This window comes from Enterobacter cloacae complex sp. 397G4 (assembly GCF_050031515.1).
GTDB classification, from domain to species: Bacteria; Pseudomonadota; Gammaproteobacteria; order Enterobacterales; family Enterobacteriaceae; genus Enterobacter; species Enterobacter hormaechei_C.
In genome coordinates this window covers 47,652-68,657 of the sequence record NZ_JBLGWE010000002.1, presented here as the reverse complement: position 1 = coordinate 68,657, position 21,006 = coordinate 47,652, and the positions used below count along the sequence as shown (strand labels likewise).

The following is a 21,006-nucleotide window of genomic DNA, read 5'->3' as shown; positions in this document are numbered from 1 at the left end:
AAGGGGATATCATGTCTGTCAGTCTGAGCAAAGGCCAGGGCGTAAGCCTGAAAAAAAATGAATACGATCTCTCGTCCGTTACTATCGGCCTCGGTTGGGATATTAATGAGGAAAAGAAAGGTTTTCTCGGCGGGATCTTTGGTAAAAAAGAAGAAGAATACGACCTTGATGTGATCGCTTTCCTGTGTAATTCAGCCGGAAAGGTGACCGATCTCGGCAATGTGGAAAATGGTAAACCAACGCTTGTGAATGGCGATATCATCTTTTTCAACAGCCTTCGCCATAAGTCAGGCAATATCTGGCTGACGGGCGATAACCGAACCGGAGCCGGTGACGGTGACGATGAGCAAATTATTGTGCGCCTGAATTCCCTTGACGCTCAGTACGAGAAAATTGTGTTCATCGTTCAGATCTACAATGGTGAAAAGCTCCAGCAGCACTTTGGTAAAGTTCAGAATGCCTTCATCCGGGCAGTAGATGCCCGTAATATTGAAATGGCACGATTCGATCTTTCTGGCGGACCCGCCTTCGCCAGCCAGCGCTCCATGGTCTTTGCCGAGCTGATACGCGAGGCTACAGGCTGGAAACTCAGGGCAATTGGTGAGCCTTCAGAATCAGATTCGTTTGTCTCGCACCTGAGGAATTACATGTGATGCGCCGCCTGCCTGTTTACCTTGTTATCGACACATCCGGCTCGATGCGCGGTGAGTCAATCCATTCCGTTAACGTTGGAATTCAGGCGATGCTTAGCGCTCTTCGCCAGGATCCCTACGCCCTCGAAAGCGTTCATATCTCCATTATCACCTATGACAATGAGGCGCGTGAGTTCATTCCTCTCACGCCGCTGGAAGACTTCCAGTTTTCTGACATCGTTGTGCCAAGCGCAGGCGGGACGTTCACCGGTGCTGCCCTTGAATGTCTGATGCAGTGTGTTGAACGGGATGTACGTCGCTCAGATGGTGATACCAAAGGAGACTGGCGTCCTCTGGTATTCCTGATGACTGATGGAACCCCTTCTGATGCCCTGGCGTACGGTGAAGCGGTAAAAGCGATTCGCGGCCGGGGATTCGGATCCATCATTGCCTGCGCCGTTGGTCCTAAAGCAGGCCATGAGCACTTAAAACAGCTCACCGATAAGGTTGTGTCTCTGGAGACGCTAGATTCAACCGCGTTTGCAGGTTTCTTTAAATGGGTATCGGCCAGCGTGTCTTCCGGCAGCACAAGCGCGGGGATTAATAACGGAACTGATACCCTTCCCCCTCCTCCACCAGAAATCCAGCTGGTGCTCTGACAGACAGAAAGGTGCTGTTTCCGGGCAGCACCTTTCTGTACAGCAACGTTTTCTGCTGGCCGTACCAGCCGTACGAGGAAAATTATGAGACGCCTTCCCGTGTTTTTTGTCCTGGACTGTTCAGAGTCCATGATTGGTGAAAACCTGAAAAAAATGACTGATGGTCTGCAAATGATCGTCGGAGATTTAAGAAAGGATCCACACGCACTTGAAACAGCCTGGGTCTCGGTAATCGCATTTGCCGGTGTAGCCCGTACGATTGTACCTCTTCACGAAATTGCCTCGTTCTACCCTCCCCGCCTTCCCGTTGGCGGCGGTACGAGCCTTGGAGCTGCATTGCGTGAGCTGACCGTGCAAATTGATACCCAGGTCAGAAAAACCACTCATGAGGCTAAAGGCGACTGGAAACCCGTCGTGTATCTCCTTACCGACGGACGTCCGACTGACGACACAACCGCAGAAGTGAAGCGCTGGAAGGATCACTACGCGAGTAAAGTGAATCTCATTGCCGTTGGCCTGGGGCCGTCAGCGGACCTGAATATCCTGCGGCAACTGACAGAGAATGTCATGCTGTTCACCGAATCTCAGGAAGGGGACTTTACCCGCTTCATCAAATGGATCACGGCCTCGGTTACGGCGCACAGCCGCAGCGTCGGGGACGACAAACAACCTGAGCTCAGCCAGACTGAATACATAGTCCGGCTGGCCAAGGACGAGCCAGTAAAAGCGTACGACGAAAACTGCGTTACGCTTACCGGCCGTTGCAGCAAGACCCGTCGTCCGTACCTGATGAAGTATGAACGGCCACCAGCAAGGGTTTCCGGGCTCGATTTCAGTCTGAACCTGAACAGCTTTAATATTGCCGGATGCTATCCCATCGATGAGGACTATTTTGCGTGGTCAGATGCCACCGCTACCGGTTTGCAGGTAAATACCAGCGAACTGCATGGCGTACCGGGTTGCCCCCACTGCGGTAATGCCAGTGCGTTTGCCCTGTGCTCATGCGGAAAGTTGCTGTGTATTGACGGCCCGGATGACGTGATCTGCCCGTGGTGTGAAACAGGCCTGTCATTCAGCAATGATGGCGGAAACACTAACTTCGACGTAAACAGAGGGAGAGGTTGATGTCGCAAAATGCTTTACTTGAAGAGAAGATTATCCGCTTAGTTCTGTCTGAGCTGGGCCACCCTGTTGAAGGTGAGCGGCTTTTACTTCTATCGCAGGACCCATCCCTTACCGAAGAAATTATGCGGCTTAAAGAGCGGATTGAGAGCCTTGCACAGGGTTTATCTGCGCGGGTTAGCGAAGGTGATAACGACGCAGAGATTGCCGCCTCGTCAGCATCCAGTCTTTCCGATCAGCAACAAACGGTCGTAAGTGTTGCTGATAACCCGGGCATTGACGCTACCGATACATCAGCACTGCAACCCCTGCCAGAAAATGAGCCTCATCCTCCGTTCTGGAAGCTGATGCCTTATTACGAATTTGATAAACCAGCACAGAGGGAAGACGAAAACCTGTCTTCCCTGGTATTAAAACCCGGGCAGATACCGACAGGCCAGCAGCGGGCCAGCTTAGCTGTGCCACCTGCCGTTCCCCCGAGAGCTAAAATAACGATCCCCAACGCCCGCGCAGGCGAACGTTTCTCTTCGCCGGTTGCTATCGTTCTGGGTGAGGGCCAGCAGGCTACTGTCAGGGACGTTGTCTTTCCCCGGAACATTGGCCTGTCTTTTGACAAAGAACAGGAGTTGCTGACAGGTACTCCCACCGAAAGCGGCGATATAGAGCTTTCAGTAATCTGGTCATGCACGTCGCACGACGAATGTGAAACAAAACAGCTATTTATAATCAATCCCGATCCGAGAAGCCTGTGGAAGGTGGTAGAGCCACCAGCAGACGCTCCCTACCCTAAGTCCCATCTGGACGCTGCTGGCCTGGTCAGGGGTGATATACGTATTGCTGCCGCCAGTCGCCGGGGACGCTCTCATGAGCATGCCGGAAGCTTCAGAGATGACGACTTCTACATCAACCACTGCCAGGAAACAGGATGGTCTGTCATGCTGGTCGCAGACGGAGCCGGTAGTGCGGTAAATTCCCGGGAAGGCTCCCGGATTGCAGTCAAAACGGCTGGCGATTACCTTTTAAATCAGCTCAGTGGTGTGAAAGGCGTCCATTTAAAGCAGCACATCACGGCGTGGGAAGGGAGCGATCAGCAGGCAACAATAAACGCCATGCTTCATCATTTTAAACAGGCAGCTACGCTCGCGGTCAACAGTATCCAGAACGAAGCCATTTGTGCAGAACAACCTGTGAAATCCTATTCAACAACCCTTCTGGCAACTGTAGCGCTACGAACTGATAACGAGCTGTTTGCGGCTGCATTCTGGCTTGGTGATGGTGCGATAGGTGCATACAGCCCTTCCGGTAAAGTCAGGATACTGGGAAATCCCGATAGCGGAGAATACGCAGGACAAACCCGTTTCCTTGACCAGAGCATTATCGCAGACCCCTCGTTTAGCGGCCGCATCAGCGTGGGTAAATGGAATGATGTATCTCACTTGATCCTCATGACAGACGGCGTCTCAGACCCTCTGTTTGAGACGGATAATGGGCTTCGCAGTGACGAAAAATGGACCCGTCTCGTTGATGAGCTCAACCCTGTCCTTACAGACGCCAGTATTGCGCCTGAGAGGTTAGGCGACTGGCTTAACTTTTTCTCCACAGGGAACCATGATGACCGCACTATTGCGGTGTTGTGGTAAGGGATACGCTTTTTCGGTGATCAATATGGCAAATATCGTTACGTGCAAAACAAAGGACGGCGAAACAGTCCAGTATGTTGACGAGGTAATTGGTTCGGGCTCGATGAAGGATGTTTACTTTTCGCCTGATAAATCATACGTCGTCGCTTTTTATCATAAACCGCAGAACGAGCAGGCCCGGGATCGGATTGATATGATCACCGGACGCTACAGGCAAAACATTTTTGGCCAGTCCGGAGGTGAATACTGGAAGGACCTGTTTTGCTGGCCGACCCATGTTGTTGAGCATGGGCATAAAATCGGCATCGTGGTTCCAACCTACAAAAGCTACTTTTTCTTTAAATACGGCTCTAAAAACGATGATTTTCTTGGCATAAAAGGTCGTGAAAAGGAAGGCAAATGGTTTGCCAGCGCCAGCAACCAGAACAAATTTCTCGACCCACGTGAACGAGGCAATACGCTTACCTATCTCAAGGTCTGTCTGCTGCTGACAAGAGCCGTCAGAAGGATGCATGCGGCAGGTCTCTGTCACAGCGATCTAAGCTATAAAAACGTGCTTATCGATCCAGAAATGGGACATGCCTGCATCATTGACGTAGACGGCCTGGTTGTCCCTGGAAAGTATCCTCCCGACGTGGTGGGCACCCCGGATTTTATCGCTCCGGAAGTGGTGAAAACCAGTCATCTTTCCAAAGAGGATCCGAACCGCGTATTGCCAAGCATTACTACTGACCGTCATGCGCTGTCGGTGCTTATCTACATGTATCTGTTCTTCCGTCATCCGCTACGTGGCGGAAAAATACATGACATGTCGGATGAAGTACGTGATGAGACCTTATCTATGGGTGAGAAGGCACTCTTCATTGAACATCCGACAGACAAAAGCAATGCAGTCAAAGTCAGTCAGCTATCGTCCTTTTCACTGCCCTGGGCTGACCCGGAGAAAATTCCTTACACCATCATGGGCCCTTATCTGACACCTTTGTTTGAGCGCGCCTTTATAGATGGCTTACACGATGCCACTAAACGCCCGACCGCCGATGAGTGGGAAAGCGCCCTGGTTAAAACAGTCGATCTGATACAGCCCTGCCAGAACAAGGCGTGTGAACAGAAATGGTACGTTTTCTCGGGTAAGACAAAGCCGGTTTGTCCCTACTGCGGTACGCCATACAAGGGTAAATTACCGGTTCTAAATTTATATTCTTCCCGAAAGGAAGGCAGTTATCGTCCTGACGACCACCGGTTGATGGTGTGGAGCGGGCAGTCAATCTATGCGTGGCATGTGAATCGCCTCATTGCGCCAAATGAGCGTACAACCGATTTGCAAAGGAAACGAGTTGGGTATTTTGTTTTCCATAACGATCAGTGGTGGTTAGTAAATGAAGGCATAAATGGGCTTATGTCATTACCGGATAAACGACAGATTGCCATTGGGGAAAAAATTGAACTGACGAATAACGCTCAGTTTGTTCTGTCAAAGGAGGAAGGCGGCAGGCTGGTCGTCGTTCAGTTAGTAGAAAACTAACGGACGCCCATAACGACTAAAACGTTCTGGCAGCATACTGAACCTGTTTAATGAATCACTATATTAAGCTGTGTCAAATTTAAGCTGCCAGAAAAACTGACTGTCTGTGCCGGATATGCGGTACACCTCCTGCGGCAAGGGTTTAATGCGCAAAGCCCAATTTATTTATAAGAGTGAATAGTTTTGTGGCTCTACCCTGCCGCTCTCCTTTCCTGTGTCATGGTTTTTAACATCTGAAATACTGACATTGTTAAGCCGGTGATTGTATAAGGCGATGCGGACAATCTCATGAAGATATTCAAGTTCGTTTTGTGTCAAGGACTGGCCTTCCTGGGTTTTTGAAATCATTTCCTGCCAGCAGATCAGTCTTTCGTAACTGACATGTTCGCTGTTTTCCAGGCAGTGCAACCTGAAATAGCGAAGGAACAAAGGAAATTCATCGGTCTGAGCGATGTCATAAGCCCGAACCGTTAACCTACACAGACATACAATCGTATCCTGCTGTAACCTGACTAACGCGTTATGACTGCCCGGAAGGATATCAGGCAATTTCATCTTACAGTCAGCAAGGCGCTGAAGAAGAGGCCCTTCCTCTGAAGGCTCCCGTCCCCGATACTCCTGAAGAGGTTCAGATTCAAGTTCATGCATTAATGGATGATATAGCCATTCCCGGGAACTGGTCTCATCAATGATCAGGCTTTCAATGCACTCACTGTATGTTGTTTTACGTCGCCCGAGCTGCACCTGACTGATTTCATATTCAATATCTGGAAGATCGATACGCAATGCGGCAACTCTTTCGGAAGGATGAAGGTGGTCAAAGGTTAACTTCGCAGAAATGCTACGATCCCTGTCCAGAAAGACGGCCACACATAAATCATTAACCTTTACGAACAGATCAGCTGTGCCTCCGAACATACTGCCGCTTCCAATAACCTCATTCAGTGAAACCGGCCCACCATCGTCGCCAGCGAGAAGATTTGGGAAACCAAGAACCTGGTGCTCGTTGATGACTTCAATAATTTTTCCCCGGATGGCTTCCATCAGACCATCACAGTCACCGGCTACAGCAGTACTGTGTGAGAAATGCCAAAGCTTGACCTCCCCCTGCTTTGCTAACAGATCAGTTTTGCAAGCGGGGCAGATGCAGTTACAGTCGATACCCCGGCTGACCTCTGTAATATCTAAAAAGAGTCCTGATTCTCTCTGGAGTCCAAATGGAATACCAAATGTGTAACTCTTACGCATGGCTGCACCCCGTTTTTGATAATTATTCAAACTATATCCGAAATAACGGAGGAGGATTTCTGTAAAACGAATTAAAAGAAATGATTTTTTAGTTTTCCAGATTAATGTTTGACAAGAATCAAATGAGAGCCTTACAAATATGGAGAGAGAAGTTTAGGTAAAGTAACTTTTATCACAACTTCTAAAATTAAGGAGAATATCGGATGTATTTAGCAGTGGGCTTGGCTTATGATTAAAGTCTTTCTCCGAACTTAATAAGAAAGTTAAAAAGACAGGCTATTACAGTGCCTTTAGCCCCGAAAGGGGCATAAACTATTTTCAAATCCAGACACAGTCTTTTTGTTGTGCCAATATCAATAATTACTCGCGAACAAAGGTCCACACACTCGCAGGAACTTTGTCATATAACTTTTTCATTGTCAGTTCAGCTTTACGATGATCATAAGCACCAGAAATTTCAAGAGAGGCGACACCCGAGTTTTTTTCACATAACCTTTCAAATACTTTTTCGAGCGTTTCGAACGAACTACACTTACGGAATTTCATTAAATAAGACTGCTTTGTGTCAGACATAATCAACCTTCTTTAGACAGGCCTCAACTGGCCAGGGATAATCTTAATATCATTTTTCACTTAAGCCTAACGATTTCACAACCTTTTTCGTTGTTTCCACCCTGTTCATAACCAGGTACATGAGTGCTAAAATGACTGTAAATAAAACCAGTGTATCCCGGTGAGCAGGATGAAGAATCAATCAGTGATCAGACAGTTTTCGGAAAGCGAATTGCATCAGCAGCTGGAAACGTTCGGCAACCATGATAAACAGCTTTCACGCTTGATCCGTTACTTTTCCCATCTGAGATACAACACAGCTAAAACCTATCTGCACTGGCTACGAGTATGGAACGAATGGTATCAGGCGAATGCCCGGTTGCATACAGACTGGCCAGTAAGTTCGCTCCCCGTGTCTGAGGAAGCTCTGCTGGCGTTTATGGGGCATCTTGAAGGCAAATTGTCACGAAGCAGCATAAACAGCTGTCTTCAGGCCTTAAACAGTATCCATAAAAAAGGGCTTAACCTGCCCGGGATTATTACGTCTGAAGCATGGTACATGCTGGAAGCCTTAAAACAATCGGAAGCCCGGAAGCGAAAGACGACTAAACAGGCAACTCCCTTTCTTATTGGCGATCTCAAGGCTCTGATAAAGTTACGCAGTACTACAAACTCAGTTCGTAAGCTTCGTGACCTGTGCCTGATCTGGACAGGCTTTGAAACACTGCTCCGTTCATCCGAAATTCGCCGTATACGTCTGAAAGATCTGTCTCTGGATAGTATGACCGGTGAATTTAACCTGACGGTATACCGTACAAAAACGAACATCAGTACACTTCTTACCTACCGGCTGACACGTCAGTTAACTAACTGCCTCTTGAGATTGATGAACCTTGTGAAAATGGATCAGCACAGTCATCCGGATGAATACCTTTTCCAGGCCGTAAATTTCCATGATACAGGCTATATGCCACCCGGCTGGAAGCTTCGGAGTAAAGGGAATGAGCTATCTGAGCTTCTTAAACGGCATAACCTGCCCTACCGTGCTAAACAAAGTCTTCTGAACGATGAAGATGAGGAAGACACTGTGGACGATGCCGGTATGCTCAGCAAAAATTCCCTTTTACGGGCATTTAAAGAAATGTGGAATGAGCTTTATCCAAATGAGACTAAAACCCGTTACTGGACAGGGCACAGCGTTCGTGTAGGCGGTGCGATACAGCTGGATATTGAAGGTTACTCGCTACCACAGATTATGGAAATGGGGAACTGGTCGAATGAAGAAATGGTTATGCGCTACATTCGCAATATTGAAGCTGGTAAAAAAGCCATGATCAAGCTTATGCGAAATGCCTTTGATGAATAGCGCCCTCACGGGCGCATAACTTTATTTTTTCTTGAACGGGTTAAGTCTGGTGAGATTAGAGAGTGCCCCTCCCGGAGGCAAAATTCCCGTCCTTTTATATTTGTACACGCCATTTAATTTCATTGTCTGGATTCCAAGATTAATAAGCGTGACAAGTTTAAGGGTATACAGGAGTGTAAATTGGGGAGCAACCTGAATAAAAACTAATAACAAGCCTGCACACATTACACGTAGCCATGCCGCGTACTCCATGCTCAGCGGACGCTTGAAATAGAATCTTTCGAGCAAATCAACTGTCTTATTACTGATCCACGCCGCCGCCACTGAGAGTAACAACACGATGCACACCATAATGCCCAGTTCCATTTTCACTCCCTTCTCTTTTAGTCTGTTTAAGTTGAGGCTTAGCCACAGTAGTTTTGTTTTTTGCTTTTTTCTTAGGTTTGGTATGGTGAAACAGAAAACAATCCACCATTACCCAACCATTTTTATATCGAGCCACCAGCATCTTCTGGCTGGGGTAATGAGCATGAAACAGCATTTTCACGTCCATGGTGCCCATCAACGACTGTTTGCGCTTTAGCTCATCCTCAGCCATCTGAAATTCTTGTAAGAATTCTGAAGACAGACGCTGACGCAGAATTCTTATGGCACTGGAGTTTTCATCATTCTTTGCCAGGTGCCCGAAGCGTACAAGTGCCTTGTGGGTTATCTGGATGGGTCCCAGATGAGAGCTGAGCTGTTCGTACTGCCAGAAGTAGGTCAAATCCACCTTAACCCAGCTGATGCTGTCCAGCAGAGCCTCGTTCATGATGGTTCCGGACATAGGTACCATTGTCAGCCTGGCCAGACGCATATGTATGTAGTCCGTAAGCAACCTCAGCGACTCAGGAACGTTTTTATTGAGTAGGAGATGCTGAAGCACCGGGGTTGCGGTCTGCCAACACAGATTGCGCCCGTCAGGCAGGAAAGCAAACTTTTGATCGTCAGGCGCAGAGTTCGAAGCGTTTTCCTTACGAAGCAAAAAATAATGGCCGCACAGCAGCTCTGCTCTTACCTGGTCCTCGTCAGGGTCATGTCGGGCTTTACTTAGATCAACGGTTAGCACAACGCGGTTAATCGCATCAGCGTGATATTTTTTTACCCAGACGCAGACACGATAGAGACGCTCATCGATTTTCTGGCTGGCTGTGGAAATCCATTGCATTGTTGTTCCTTAATTTTCGGGGCTGACAATGAAAATGCCCAGCTCAGCCCCCGGCACGAGTTCTGTATATTTCAGGCTCAGCTTCCGTTGGTTGGACGGACCCTGGCTGTTTTCAGGAGCCCAGTCAGAGAGCGTTTTTAATTGAGGTATGTTGCCTGCTGCGAAAATGGGCAAGGATGCTTTTACTACTGAATAATCAGTCTCAGCATATTTATTCCCGTTTCGTTCCTGCCCTTCAGGCCTAAATGCAAAAATGTGAGCAATCGGAACAGGGAAAGAGTTAGTTCGACAAAGGCGATAAGATTCGCCCTGCTTCAGTGGGTGAAATTCAAGACGGTGTAAAGCCTTATCGATATTAGACACGACATTCAAATTGGTAGTTGCTACATTTTTTACTTCTGAGGCTCTCCTGCGCTCCAACAAACTCACAAGTTGCTCTGCTGTTTTAACTTCCTGGTTTCGGTTTAGCCGCCATGAAAAAGTAACTTTTTTAAGCTGGGACTTGATGAAAAGGATATTTCTTGTTGAGTGCATAGCGACAAGGCCCGGGAGCTTCTTGTGCACTTTATCAAAACGGACATTCTTTTTATTATCGATACGCCTCATTGCCGCAGCAAAATCATTTTTTGCTTCGTTTATAGAAGTGATCAAGCTTTCGAGAAGATCTGCTCTTTCGGGGACAATGATTAGACCCGGGTATTTAGTGGTTACTTTGGTGGAATCATGACTTAATGACTCTATGTCATCCACACAGATGTCAGTAAGTGCCTGAATAATTTCCTCAACCGAAGCATCGTCTTTAATACTAACCCTGATGGGTTTAACCTGCTTCAAGCGCTCTTCTGTTCTAGATACGGTGGAGACAGTCATCAGGTTTGCCATCATCGGGGGGGTGTTCGAAAGAAAACACTTGAGCGAGTCGATGCGTTCCAGAATCTGGTCACGAAAATAGGGCAAATCGTCATAACTCATACGTTTCTCCAGGCTCATGTTATTTCCAATCAATTTTGCTGCCCAGGCTGACCTTGCAGAACATAAATGTCATGTAAACCTCTAAAGAAGTCATTTTGAAACAGCTTTCACAGCATGCGATTTATGTTCGATAGGGCTCATGAACAAAGGATGATAATGGAGACGCCATGGATAGTGGATAGTCTTACCCACCTGGGTGATCCGATTGAGGCGAAAACGACCATTTATACAGTCAACTGACCAAAGCCCGGGAGAAACTAACCTCTTCCAGCGGTAAAAAGAGAAACCTGCAACACAGAGGTCATGCTCCAGGAAATGTTGAGTTTCGACGACGCGAACTTTTATCAAAAACCCCAGCATTGGCGAAAACCAGATCAACAACCATGTTGGCGGCAGGATGACTTTGTTCAGGAGATGATCTGTCATAAGCAAGGCAGATAACATCAGAAAACTGATAGTCAACCACAGGGCCATCCAACCGGCCCATACGCGGCTCTGACAGGGTTTCCATTCGAGAAGAAAAAGTTTTTTATGCATTCTGCCCCGCCTAATTTTAATGTATTGCCGAAGTATGCTGCATCATGATGGTGGTGCGGGGAAAGATTTCAAACTTCCACAATTCTGAAGCCGTGTTCCAACCATGAAAGATCCCGTCTCCACAGCGAGTGTTAAAAGCAAGAATTTCATCCCTGACCTGGTAAGCGAGCACTTCTGGCATATCAATAAACTCAGGTAAGGAAAGAAGAATTCCATGGATAACTTCTCCGGTTAACTTACTCATAACCTCTTCCTCAGACAGGGCAGCGTCCGGGAACAAACACAACGGAAGTGAAAAACAACATAGGTCAAGACCAATAGCAGCCCTTCCTGCGTCGTAGCCTTCTTCATTAACGACAAAACGAAAGAATTTTTCTGTCTCACCCCGTAATGATGACGGTCCTTCAGACGGAACTTCAATACCACTGAAGACTTTATCGGTCCAGTTGGTAAAAGGACTGGTGAAAACCCAACAAATTAAGGATAACGCCAGCTCTTCCTTAAACATACGTTCAGTGCCGGTAGTTCTGGAAAGTTGCTTTTGAGTACTCATGTTTTACCTGTTGCATGAAATTATTGATGTTATATAAACACAACCGGCATTTTATCTAATAGGTTTGAAAACACTAAAAATCGCAAATGCTGGTACCTTTCTGTTTTAAGAGATTTTCAAGGTAAAGTGAGGCTAGATCAATTGGCTGGTTCTCTTCAAGACAGGCTCGCACAAGATCTTCAATAGAGACCGAATCAACCCCCCTTCCCTGTAAAATTTCTTTAGCAGATGCCAGCGTTTTATGAACGCTTCGACTTAGTTGTAATCTGACTTGTGTGCGGGTATCAAAAAGACAATCTTCTGTGACACTTTGTGAAACGGTTCTACTCATTGAAAAATCACTCCATTTCTGGGATCGAATGAAAATTAACAGCTATAGATGTATCAGGTTTCCCATTTTCTACGATACTCAACCACGTACGCGCTGAGATTTGTTGTTCACAGACGAGTATGTAACCTGTTCCCTGTTGATGATGTAGCTCAAGAGCTTTTAGGATAGGCTCTGAATGAGGTCCGAGAGCATCACGCGTGTGAATAAGCGTTTGCTCTGGCAATACGTTGCTAAGCATAGACAGCAGAACATTACGCTCATCCTCATTATCCGACAAAACAAGAATTATACGAAAACCCGTTTTTATACGAAATCTGATTTCTGAAACTAACTTTCTTAATCTTAATTTATATATGACCAGGCGGAATCGAGTCATCAGTAAAGAGACCACTGTGAAGATAACGATTACTGCGCCATATTTTGACCTGTAGAACCACCAGTTAAGGCCTCCAGCAACTATCAGGATTAACATTAAAATTAAACTCCCATAGAAAAAAAGTGCTGGGTAGCGAGTTGTCTTTCCTTCAATTAGTGCTGAGGCAAATATCAAAATGGATATTCCGTAAATTACCCAGTCAAAAATACTTTCTCCAATCATTCTTTAGTGAACATCCTTAAAAGTGGAAATGTAGGTTTATGGGTTTATGCATTTTCCTGATGGCCTTGACAACCAAGGATTTCACAGAAATTGTCACAGTGTGAAGCTGTAACAAAGCGCTCTCCACGTTCGAATCGCTCAACCAAATCCTTTCTTACTTCACTTCCAGGTTTCTGGAAGATGTACTCAAACTGGAGATCCTCGGCCGTTGAAAGTAGTCGTTCTATGCTGAAATCAACATGGTAAAAGCAAAACTGATTATCAACCGGGGGAAAGTTGCTTTTGGTACTGTTCTCGTTTTTGGATTTTAGTTCATTCATGAGCTCTCCTTGGTTGAGAACAGTATACAAATCTCTTTAGGGATTTTTTTTCGTTAATAGCACTTTTTTGAGTTTAAAGAGTATGTTCATACCAGAGCATTAGAGGCTACGAAAAGGATAATGGAATTAGAAAGATAGATTTTAAGTGGTGATGTAAGGTGGGATAGGTAGAAGAGGAGTAGACGCTTGTAAGCGAGGCAAAAAAAAGGCACGGAAACCGTGCCATAAGAGTATGTGAGAAAAAATCAAAATCAGGGAAAGAATCAAGCAGCTTGTGAAACTGAATCTCCAACTGCAAGATTTAAATTTCTTAGGTTATCGAAAACTTCAGATACTAAGTCATTACGGTCGTGGATTTTAATCCGCCCACCGGTTAACTCTGAAACATAAACGGTATGGCAGAGGTCAGTAACCACTTCGCCGTATTCATCAACGACTTCCAAAGATGCAATCATCGGAATATAAGAAGCCGCAGCATAGCTCTCATAAATACTTATTATGGAGTCATTGTTGCGTCGAGAAATTACCCTACCAGAAGGTAAAGCCTCATCTTCCATATAGCAATCAGATAGGTCCTCACAGAAGTCATTTTCTTTAAGTGAAATATTAAGGGTCAATTCACTGTTGATAGAGCGTGAATAAGAATATTCACTCAGTTTATAGCAAGCCAAACTTATATCACTAAAAGTTTCATAAGCTTTATAGAGGCTCGATGTTATAGACTCAGATACAAATGTTATTAGTCCAATAAAATGAGTATCCCAGAACTGTTGCAAAGCAAAACGGGCAATCATAACCTGACCATCAACCTGCATCAGTCTGTTATATTCATCCCGGTCATAACCTTTCGACTGAGAAACATCATTAGACATGCTAAGAACTTCACTACAAACATCATCATATTCAAAACGGCTAGTTGCAAAGTGTTTTCCTGAAATCTCAAGGTACTGACCAGAGACTGCGTCAAACACCTCAAGAAAGTAACAGAGTCGAGATTTTAAAGATTCTCTGTTTAAAGCTTCTATTTCATTCTCAGAGATACTATCGACATATAAATCAACAGCATTCTTGAGTTCAATAGCTTTGATATTACAGGTAAAAGAAAGCTCGTCACTTTGACAATGGCAAACACTTAATACTATATCCGCCTCATCAAAATCTATGCCAAGATAGCTCAGAACTGCTCGGACATAGTTTTTATCATCAGATGAATGTGTCATATACACTACCTCAAATTTGAGAGGAAGTGCCCCAGAAGGGAAGCGACTTCCCCACTGGGTTAGATAAAAGTTTGGTTAAGCTAAAAGAAGATGCCAGCGACAGATTTTACATTGTCATAGACAAGTGTCTTCAGCCAACCAAAGTTACTTTTTTGGACTGAAGCAAAAGGATCATTGAGACGCGTTACGAAAATCGTCAAAAGCTTCAGTTATTAGTAATGTGCGATCAGTTACTCTGTATCGGTCATTACTTTCGAGAGATACGTAAGTTGAATGCGAAGAATCACAGACAACACGCCCTCTTTTATTGATCAATCTTACTTCCATCATCACCGGCACATTGATAATTGAAGCAACATCGGTATAGAGGGATATGAGGGCATCATTGTCACAATATAACGCCCCGTTCCCATCAAATGTATCGTTAAACTTAATATATATATCTGGCATATTTGCCGGATAATCATCAGTATTGAAATCAATGCATAACTTTAAGTCATCATTAATACGGCGATTAATCTTATGCTGCCCAACACGTACAAAGCCATGTTCAACAGCTTTGATAATCCTTAAAGTTTCATTAAGACAATCTGTAATTCTTTTCTCGACAAATGAGATAAAGTCACCAAAGTCGGAATGAAAAAACTGTTTAAGTGCAAATTTCGCAACTAACACTTTCCCATCCACCTTCATTTTATCGAGATAAAGATTTCTTATAGCATCAGTAGAAGAATTAGCTTTAGATAACTCTTCACAGTCATTAATAATCATTGAAACAATATCAATAACTTTAACTGGGCTTAAAGTATTACTATATCCGCGAATATCAAACGTAAAAAATCCGAAATTCTTAAATACTCCAAGAAAATAAATTATTTTTTGTTTCAAAAGAATAGAATCGGAGTAAGATGCGTTGTGCTTTATTAGTTCAGATATGTAGAGATCCAACATACAATTTAAATTATCGATATCTACATCGTAATCAAAGGTTACTTTGTCGAACGAAGTATCAGATAATTGAACGGTTATATCGTCAGCGGGAACATTAAGGCCTAAATTTTGATAAAGAAAGGCACTAACAAATTCCACGTGGTCAGATTCTTTAAACATTTACACTACCTCATGACTAAAAAGGAAGTGCTTCCCACCGGGAAGCAAGTTCCCGGATGGGTTAGATTAATTATAAAAGAGTTCTTCAGAAGGTACATGCATTTCTGGTTTGAACTGTTTTAAGGAGTTGTTTATAGCTTTTCGATATAACCCTGAAGAGTGTGGCTTAAACATTTGATATTCCGTAACGAGCAGAGGAGACGTAAAGCATCCTAAGTTCACTAGTGAAATATTTGATGTTTCTTCACAAACATCTAATTCAGCGTATATCCGCCTCTTCATTACCCTGCCTGCTAAATAGCGACGAACATGATTTATAAACTTGTCCGCATCTGATATAGAATTAACTATATAATCAGATGTGACTATCTGATTAGATACAGTTTCAGGTATAGCTTCGGCTATTATTTTTACGTTCATTTCATAATCAACACTATGGAAGCAAGCAAGAATTTGTGGCTTCGCGCTTTCTAAAATCTTTTCAAGAACAGAAAAAATCAGAGAGAACTCGTTTAAAATTCGCTTTTGTATAAGTCCATGTAGATGTTTTATGAAAGGAGAACCGTGTTCAACAAGGCCTAGTATAAGATCCTTAGAGGCCAAATCTGAGCGGTAATAAACGTATTCTAGATTATCCCGGTTAAATCCTTTGATAAGCAAATCAGGCTGCTCTGAGACCAGTCGTAAATGAGTTGAAGCTATAGAAACTTCAAAACGAAAGTTCGCGAGATTTACAGGGCCTGCTTTTAATGTAGCCGCTTCGGAAAAATAAATGAAAAGAGGATGCAAATCATCGTTACCACAGTAAAGATGGTCTGCGCCCTTAAGATATTTCACCAAATGAGGTAGAAAAGATATTACTGGAATATCAGCCACAAATCGAATATGCCGAAATGGTTTTGAATCCAAATATATATTTTCCACTACAGCGCCAACAAAACCCATTTTAACAAGAATAGATTCAACTAACTTTTGTATCGCATTCATTTAAATACCCTCTTAATAGAGGGATTTCTCCCAAAGGGAGAAATCCCTATGGGAGAAAATAATTTTAATTAATAATTGTAGCGAAGCGCATGTTCTTTTTCACTAAGATGGTTTTCATATTCCGACTTACCAGAACTTAAACACTCTTTGAAAAAGACCTTTGAAAAATTCTTCAAGTCACTTCGGTTGTTAATTTCTTTGTCAGACATCAACTTAGCTGAGTGTGAGGTATCCACAGGCCCCAACCACCATTCATATTTAATATAAACACAATTGGTTTTTGTATGTCCATTTAGAAATCGTTTTGCATTTCTAAGTATTTTTCTACAACCGTTAAGGTCTGAAAGTAAGATATCTGGAGCAATGAGCTCTTCCAGAATATGACCAGGTAAGCCTTTCCTAAAAAGCTCAACATCGTAACTACAATACCAGTCACGATAATTAAAAGCTTTAATAAGTCTTTCAGGTGTATCCAAAGATATCTTATTCAGGATTTTTAATGCAAAGCATACAGCATCTTTTAACAACTCGTGCACCTCAACATTGATAAATGAGAAAAACGAGCTTAATTCTTTCTCTAAGGAATTATACAACTTACCGTAAATATCCTGAGAAAAAAGATACTGCAATCTTTCTTTATTATAAGTGCAATTCGAAATTGAATAGACTTCTCCTCTTTCGATTTTGCACCCTTCCCTTAAAACTATAGGAAACCTCAAATGGTTAACAATGAAAGAATGATTCTTTCTTTGCTTCAAAGCATCTAATTGAAATTTCGTAATTTCCTCCAGATTTGCATCTTCAAAACCTGGAAAGGGAATATCACAGAAACAAGAACTATATGCTTTTGCTGATTCATACATAAACTCCAGTGAAACATCAGCATCAAAAGACATACCAGAGAACATGCCCTGCCCATTGTCTAAAAATGTAATGTTTTTAACCTGTATTTTTTTATGTTGAACAACCAAAAAGGCATTAATGATTTTTTCGATAATTTTCATGTGATCCTCTCTCAATAAAAAAGGGATCACTCCCATATGGGGTGTGATCCCCACATGGGTATAATTTAATTAAAAATCTGTAAGACCTAAATCTTTATTTCTACCACAAACTGTAGAAGATATAAGACGTTTTACTCGCTTTCGAGCACTTCGGCCTGACGTATCTTTCAAGTACATCGGTAATGACAATGATGAGATTTGATTACTTCGCTTATGATGGCAGACTATATAGCCCTGCCTCCACCCCGAACGCACAAACTCACGGATGCGGTTAATATATGCCGAAGCTTGAGATTTTGTACTTATCGATTCAGAACACTTTAAGTTCTGTTCGATAGAGTAAAGCTCAGCCGCCATTAATTTCACCTCATACAGGTCATCCCCATAACTTATAGTTTTCAACAGCTCTTCCTTTTCCCGAATGAAAAATACTTGCTGCATTCCAAGGATCAGGTCATAGGCCTCTCGAAAGAGGTCGATAAGCTTATTACGAACATAAATCATAAACTCCTCAAAGTGCTGAAGCCAGAAATAAGCCGCATTACTTATTTGTGAATTGTGAGAACAAACAAGCCCTTTAGCAAGCTCGACCTCTTCCTCCCGAAAAGTAAAGTTACTTTTCTTAAACCGACTTTGTTCAAAAATGCTTTGATGCATTTCTATCCATACAGAAACAAAACCGAGGGATTCAAATTCTTCGTTTAACAAATGTAAACTTTCGAAGATTTTCTGAATTTCGATCCCGATGTCATATGACAGTGGACATTCTTTTATAGAATAAACATAACCGGGTAGGAAGTGAGATAAATGCTCAGTTCGCAAATATAAACTGAATTTAAGTTCTGTCAGTGGTTGTTTCAAAGATAATTTAGATGATTCGCTTATATTTACTGGTTCAACACCATTTCTAATCAAAATAGCTTTTACCAGGTCCGTAGCTAACTTCATACAGCCTCCAGTCGTTATTGAGGCCTCCCTGATGCAGGTTGGCCATCAGGGAAAATATGTAAATCAATTAGCAACCAATCAGACCGTTGCCATTACATTGTCAATGTATCTGACAAGGGATGGGCGGTCGTCCTGTAAGGCAAAACGGCGAAGGTCATCAAGATTATACGCAGGAAGATAATCAGCGTAACCTCGAATACGAAGGTCCTCAACCACAACTTTTATATACTCAAATCGTCCAAGATTTCCTTTTAATGGGGGTTTTCCTGGACTAGACAGCATATCGTCTGCTTGCTCCCATGTGATTTCTTTAGCTTCACCACTATGTAGATCAAGATGGACATATATGAATGACTTATAATCTCCACGGCAACGAAGATAATATTTCGGATAGAAATATTTGTCACAACGCAACAAACACGTTCCTGAAGGACGAACTACGTACAACAGGTTTCTGTCATTTTCTAATATGCCATGTTTCAAAATCGTTATATCTATCTCATTATCATGCAGCAAATAGCATGACGATGGTTCATTGACGATGCGCGATTTTATAACAGCAGCAAATTTATTAAAAACTTCGTTAGTTTGAAAATTCATTAAAATGCTCTCCGATGTAAAACGACGAGCATCACCATAACGGTAATACTCCCGTTATGGGTTTTAATAGTTTATGGAATAACCATGTCATACAACCGACCATAGCCAGTAGTACCGCACATTTATTTAACTGAGCAAGCATCTCAGCCGTGAAAAGACCTTAAAGGCAGGTAATTATCACGAAGGAAAGCGGTTATCTTATCAATACAATTTAAAAAATAATATTGATAAGATAACCCCCCCCGCAAAATGCGGGGGAGTTATCGTTGTTACAGCTGATTAAGACATTCAGGAGCCCAGTGAATCGGGAATCCATCCTGCCCTGTTAACTGGAGAACATCGTTCCAGTCGATACCCTTTTTCCCATCAGGAATATCTTGTGCTGGTTCGAAGACTTCAATTGTCAGCTTTGATGCGGGATATCGTTTAGCCAAAAACTCAACCATGCGGCTTTGAAGTCGCTGAGCAGCTTCGATACCGGCACGAGTGCCTTGTGAGTTAGCAATATCCTTATCCGCCCAGATATAAAAGTTTATATATTTTACATCCGGCGGAGGCAGTAAAAAATCAGGAACAGTAACGTTTTCAAGGCACCATGCGGAGCTGGCTGCCCAGCATGGTGTTGAAGTCGCTTCTACAACAGAAAGCGCATTCTCGATCCCTTCAGCCACTCCCAGTGTCCAGGTCGAACTACCTGAATCATAGTGAGGGTCAAACAACTGAATTGAGCCACCTGTCATATCGGCAGGAGGCTTCATCATCAGCTTTGGATTTTCTACAGGTGCCTTATCACCGTTTTTGTCTACGTATGTTCTATGGATAGTCAGAGGCCGACCTCGGGTGTCACGATAGATTGCAATCATTCCCGGATAGATAATCGATTTCTGCTTATCTTTATCCCAATAGTAGATCCGGTTATTAAAGCCTAAATCCTTTGGTAAGTGACTCAGTAAGCGGGAGATCCCACGATTACGGAGGTACAAAGCAACAGGAGTATTAGGCTTTATTTCACCGGTATAGTGATACATCACATCAAGTTTTCGCATTCGCTTTGCCACTTCCTCTCGGTCAAGAGTTTCTGTGGCACGAACTGCTGATTTATAGCGTCGTTCATTTTCAATGTCGGCGTCAGTTAACGGAGCATGCAGATCCATCCCGAAAAAATCTGAGAGAATCTTTTTGCAAGTCTGCGTTTTACTTAATTCATAATATTTCGCCAGAACATCAATTCCGTCGCAAAACTCATTTACCGGAAAGTCATTATGGATCGCACATCCGGTATAAAGGTCTTTTTGTCGGAAACGAAACTTCGATTTCCCTGCGCCAGTAAACGGGCAAGGAACCTGGCTCGGGGCTTTTGCACAAGCGTCTTTGAAAGCAGGTATTCTTTCGAATATATACTTCCAGCCAGACACTTCAGCAATTCGAGCATGAACGAGTTTAATAAAGTGTTCAGATACTTCCTGTGGTTTACGACGAAGAGCCGGGGATGCATAAGTCATGATGATCTCTCTTATCTGGCATTGTGAGTTTCTCAATGCCTTCTGCGGTGCAGAAGACAGGGAGAAACCCACAACGCAGAATTTAAGAAAGAGGGCCCGGGGGCCCTCAACATTTATGCTTCAGTCGTGAAGCCATTATTCTCAAGACGCTGTATGTAGTTATCTACAAGTAACGCAGCCTGCTGGCTATTACCCTCCGCTATAGTGACTTCGCGGAAGATTCTTTCCTGAGGGCTATCATTGCTTATAACTTCACCAACACGTCCGAAAATACGGACTTTATGCATCGCACCGACTTTTTCATGTTCTACACGGTAAGTTTTTATCTGAGTCATATTTTGCTCCTTATTCCTTCATGGAGCAAAAAGACCCA

Annotated in this window: 23 protein-coding genes; 6 read left to right on the top strand and 17 right to left on the bottom strand. The window is 43.6% G+C overall.

Going from position 1 to position 21,006, the window contains the following annotated elements:
• Positions 1–11: 11 nt before the first annotated feature.
• The 5 genes from ACQG1Y_RS23940 (at position 12) to ACQG1Y_RS23920 (ending at position 5,578) form a co-directional block, all read left to right on the top strand.
• Positions 12–653 (top strand): TerD family protein, encoded by a 642-nt coding sequence (locus ACQG1Y_RS23940; RefSeq protein WP_000116681.1) that lies wholly within the window; start codon positions 12–14, stop codon positions 651–653.
• On the top strand, positions 653–1,291 hold the full coding sequence (locus ACQG1Y_RS23935) for a vWA domain-containing protein (protein ID WP_001253658.1): 639 nt from the start codon (positions 653–655) through the stop codon (positions 1,289–1,291). The genes ACQG1Y_RS23940 and ACQG1Y_RS23935 overlap by 1 nt, the downstream gene beginning before the upstream one ends.
• Positions 1,292–1,375: 84 nt before the next feature.
• Positions 1,376–2,416 (top strand): TerY-C metal binding domain-containing protein, encoded by a 1,041-nt coding sequence (locus ACQG1Y_RS23930; protein WP_001253656.1) that lies wholly within the window; start codon positions 1,376–1,378, stop codon positions 2,414–2,416.
• Positions 2,416–4,053: a PP2C family serine/threonine-protein phosphatase gene (locus tag ACQG1Y_RS23925; RefSeq protein ID WP_000081059.1), complete on the top strand. Its 1,638-nt coding sequence runs from the start codon at positions 2,416–2,418 to the stop codon at positions 4,051–4,053. The genes ACQG1Y_RS23930 and ACQG1Y_RS23925 overlap by 1 nt, the downstream gene beginning before the upstream one ends.
• A 25-nt stretch (positions 4,054–4,078) precedes the next feature.
• Complete coding sequence (locus ACQG1Y_RS23920) at positions 4,079–5,578, top strand: helix-hairpin-helix domain-containing protein (RefSeq protein ID WP_001284318.1); 1,500 nt, start codon at positions 4,079–4,081, stop codon at positions 5,576–5,578.
• Between the two features lie 165 nt (positions 5,579–5,743).
• On the opposite strand, the gene ACQG1Y_RS23915 is transcribed toward ACQG1Y_RS23920, so the two are convergent.
• Both ACQG1Y_RS23915 and ACQG1Y_RS23910 read right to left on the bottom strand, forming a co-directional pair.
• On the bottom strand, positions 5,744–6,826 hold the full coding sequence (locus ACQG1Y_RS23915; protein WP_001232447.1) for a hypothetical protein: 1,083 nt from the start codon (positions 6,824–6,826) through the stop codon (positions 5,744–5,746).
• Between the two features lie 360 nt (positions 6,827–7,186).
• Positions 7,187–7,399 (bottom strand): Hha/YmoA family nucleoid-associated regulatory protein, encoded by a 213-nt coding sequence (locus ACQG1Y_RS23910; protein WP_001285422.1) that lies wholly within the window; start codon positions 7,397–7,399, stop codon positions 7,187–7,189.
• Positions 7,400–7,568: 169 nt separating this feature from the next.
• Between ACQG1Y_RS23910 and ACQG1Y_RS23905 the strand changes: the two genes are divergently transcribed.
• Complete coding sequence (locus ACQG1Y_RS23905; protein WP_000795949.1) at positions 7,569–8,744, top strand: tyrosine-type recombinase/integrase; 1,176 nt, start codon at positions 7,569–7,571, stop codon at positions 8,742–8,744.
• A 301-nt stretch (positions 8,745–9,045) separates the two neighbouring features.
• Here the strand turns inward: ACQG1Y_RS23905 and ACQG1Y_RS23900 are convergent, their stop codons facing one another.
• From ACQG1Y_RS23900 to ACQG1Y_RS23830, 15 genes are all read right to left on the bottom strand, one after another.
• Positions 9,046–9,951 (bottom strand): hypothetical protein, encoded by a 906-nt coding sequence (locus ACQG1Y_RS23900; RefSeq protein ID WP_001198595.1) that lies wholly within the window; start codon positions 9,949–9,951, stop codon positions 9,046–9,048.
• 9 nt (positions 9,952–9,960) lie between these two features.
• Positions 9,961–10,923, bottom strand: a complete 963-nt coding sequence (locus ACQG1Y_RS23895) for a DNA replication terminus site-binding protein (protein ID WP_000119428.1) — start codon at positions 10,921–10,923, stop codon at positions 9,961–9,963.
• Between the two features lie 90 nt (positions 10,924–11,013).
• Positions 11,014–11,460: a hypothetical protein gene (locus ACQG1Y_RS23890; protein WP_000549069.1), complete on the bottom strand. Its 447-nt coding sequence runs from the start codon at positions 11,458–11,460 to the stop codon at positions 11,014–11,016.
• 16 nt (positions 11,461–11,476) lie between these two features.
• Positions 11,477–12,013: a hypothetical protein gene (locus ACQG1Y_RS23885; protein ID WP_000107167.1), complete on the bottom strand. Its 537-nt coding sequence runs from the start codon at positions 12,011–12,013 to the stop codon at positions 11,477–11,479.
• Positions 12,014–12,086: 73 nt separating this feature from the next.
• Positions 12,087–12,344, bottom strand: a complete 258-nt coding sequence (locus tag ACQG1Y_RS23880; RefSeq protein ID WP_001371933.1) for a hypothetical protein — start codon at positions 12,342–12,344, stop codon at positions 12,087–12,089.
• Between the two features lie 7 nt (positions 12,345–12,351).
• On the bottom strand, positions 12,352–12,942 hold the full coding sequence (locus ACQG1Y_RS23875; RefSeq protein WP_000578891.1) for a hypothetical protein: 591 nt from the start codon (positions 12,940–12,942) through the stop codon (positions 12,352–12,354).
• Between the two features lie 44 nt (positions 12,943–12,986).
• Positions 12,987–13,262: a hypothetical protein gene (locus ACQG1Y_RS23870; RefSeq protein WP_001004200.1), complete on the bottom strand. Its 276-nt coding sequence runs from the start codon at positions 13,260–13,262 to the stop codon at positions 12,987–12,989.
• A gap of 263 nt (positions 13,263–13,525) precedes the next feature.
• Complete coding sequence (locus tag ACQG1Y_RS23865; RefSeq protein ID WP_000149830.1) at positions 13,526–14,482, bottom strand: hypothetical protein; 957 nt, start codon at positions 14,480–14,482, stop codon at positions 13,526–13,528.
• Between the two features lie 171 nt (positions 14,483–14,653).
• Positions 14,654–15,592, bottom strand: coding sequence for a hypothetical protein (locus tag ACQG1Y_RS23860; protein ID WP_000472041.1), 939 nt, complete (start codon positions 15,590–15,592; stop codon positions 14,654–14,656).
• A gap of 66 nt (positions 15,593–15,658) precedes the next feature.
• On the bottom strand, positions 15,659–16,579 hold the full coding sequence (locus ACQG1Y_RS23855) for a hypothetical protein (RefSeq protein ID WP_000991697.1): 921 nt from the start codon (positions 16,577–16,579) through the stop codon (positions 15,659–15,661).
• Positions 16,580–16,647: 68 nt separating this feature from the next.
• On the bottom strand, positions 16,648–17,583 hold the full coding sequence (locus ACQG1Y_RS23850) for a hypothetical protein (protein ID WP_000691119.1): 936 nt from the start codon (positions 17,581–17,583) through the stop codon (positions 16,648–16,650).
• A gap of 69 nt (positions 17,584–17,652) precedes the next feature.
• Entirely contained in the window at positions 17,653–18,531 is an 879-nt protein-coding gene (locus ACQG1Y_RS23845; protein ID WP_000762003.1) for a hypothetical protein, read from the bottom strand.
• Between the two features lie 78 nt (positions 18,532–18,609).
• Complete coding sequence (locus ACQG1Y_RS23840) at positions 18,610–19,131, bottom strand: hypothetical protein (protein WP_001011130.1); 522 nt, start codon at positions 19,129–19,131, stop codon at positions 18,610–18,612.
• A 269-nt stretch (positions 19,132–19,400) separates the two neighbouring features.
• Positions 19,401–20,633, bottom strand: coding sequence for a DUF7146 domain-containing protein (locus tag ACQG1Y_RS23835; RefSeq protein WP_000220379.1), 1,233 nt, complete (start codon positions 20,631–20,633; stop codon positions 19,401–19,403).
• Positions 20,634–20,746: 113 nt separating this feature from the next.
• Positions 20,747–20,968 (bottom strand): hypothetical protein, encoded by a 222-nt coding sequence (locus ACQG1Y_RS23830; RefSeq protein WP_000192120.1) that lies wholly within the window; start codon positions 20,966–20,968, stop codon positions 20,747–20,749.
• Positions 20,969–21,006 lie beyond the last annotated feature (38 nt).

Bases quoted from the DNA above. Each gene is read 5' to 3' on its own strand.
- ACQG1Y_RS23940 (WP_000116681.1), top strand. From the start codon at position 12: ATGTCTGTCAGTCTGAGCAAAGGCCAGGGCGTAAGCCTGAAAAAAAAT.
- ACQG1Y_RS23935 (WP_001253658.1), top strand. From the start codon at position 653: ATGCGCCGCCTGCCTGTTTACCTTGTTATCGACACATCCGGCTCGATG.
- ACQG1Y_RS23930 (WP_001253656.1), top strand. From the start codon at position 1,376: ATGAGACGCCTTCCCGTGTTTTTTGTCCTGGACTGTTCAGAGTCCATG.
- ACQG1Y_RS23925 (WP_000081059.1), top strand. From the start codon at position 2,416: ATGTCGCAAAATGCTTTACTTGAAGAGAAGATTATCCGCTTAGTTCTG.
- ACQG1Y_RS23920 (WP_001284318.1), top strand. From the start codon at position 4,079: ATGGCAAATATCGTTACGTGCAAAACAAAGGACGGCGAAACAGTCCAG.
- ACQG1Y_RS23915 (WP_001232447.1), bottom strand. From the start codon at position 6,826: ATGCGTAAGAGTTACACATTTGGTATTCCATTTGGACTCCAGAGAGAA.
- ACQG1Y_RS23910 (WP_001285422.1), bottom strand. From the start codon at position 7,399: ATGTCTGACACAAAGCAGTCTTATTTAATGAAATTCCGTAAGTGTAGT.
- ACQG1Y_RS23905 (WP_000795949.1), top strand. From the start codon at position 7,569: ATGAAGAATCAATCAGTGATCAGACAGTTTTCGGAAAGCGAATTGCAT.
- ACQG1Y_RS23900 (WP_001198595.1), bottom strand. From the start codon at position 9,951: ATGCAATGGATTTCCACAGCCAGCCAGAAAATCGATGAGCGTCTCTAT.
- ACQG1Y_RS23895 (WP_000119428.1), bottom strand. From the start codon at position 10,923: ATGAGTTATGACGATTTGCCCTATTTTCGTGACCAGATTCTGGAACGC.
- ACQG1Y_RS23890 (WP_000549069.1), bottom strand. From the start codon at position 11,460: ATGCATAAAAAACTTTTTCTTCTCGAATGGAAACCCTGTCAGAGCCGC.
- ACQG1Y_RS23885 (WP_000107167.1), bottom strand. From the start codon at position 12,013: ATGAGTACTCAAAAGCAACTTTCCAGAACTACCGGCACTGAACGTATG.
- ACQG1Y_RS23880 (WP_001371933.1), bottom strand. From the start codon at position 12,344: ATGAGTAGAACCGTTTCACAAAGTGTCACAGAAGATTGTCTTTTTGAT.
- ACQG1Y_RS23875 (WP_000578891.1), bottom strand. From the start codon at position 12,942: ATGATTGGAGAAAGTATTTTTGACTGGGTAATTTACGGAATATCCATT.
- ACQG1Y_RS23870 (WP_001004200.1), bottom strand. From the start codon at position 13,262: ATGAATGAACTAAAATCCAAAAACGAGAACAGTACCAAAAGCAACTTT.
- ACQG1Y_RS23865 (WP_000149830.1), bottom strand. From the start codon at position 14,482: ATGACACATTCATCTGATGATAAAAACTATGTCCGAGCAGTTCTGAGC.
- ACQG1Y_RS23860 (WP_000472041.1), bottom strand. From the start codon at position 15,592: ATGTTTAAAGAATCTGACCACGTGGAATTTGTTAGTGCCTTTCTTTAT.
- ACQG1Y_RS23855 (WP_000991697.1), bottom strand. From the start codon at position 16,579: ATGAATGCGATACAAAAGTTAGTTGAATCTATTCTTGTTAAAATGGGT.
- ACQG1Y_RS23850 (WP_000691119.1), bottom strand. From the start codon at position 17,583: ATGAAAATTATCGAAAAAATCATTAATGCCTTTTTGGTTGTTCAACAT.
- ACQG1Y_RS23845 (WP_000762003.1), bottom strand. From the start codon at position 18,531: ATGAAGTTAGCTACGGACCTGGTAAAAGCTATTTTGATTAGAAATGGT.
- ACQG1Y_RS23840 (WP_001011130.1), bottom strand. From the start codon at position 19,131: ATGAATTTTCAAACTAACGAAGTTTTTAATAAATTTGCTGCTGTTATA.
- ACQG1Y_RS23835 (WP_000220379.1), bottom strand. From the start codon at position 20,633: ATGACTTATGCATCCCCGGCTCTTCGTCGTAAACCACAGGAAGTATCT.
- ACQG1Y_RS23830 (WP_000192120.1), bottom strand. From the start codon at position 20,968: ATGACTCAGATAAAAACTTACCGTGTAGAACATGAAAAAGTCGGTGCG.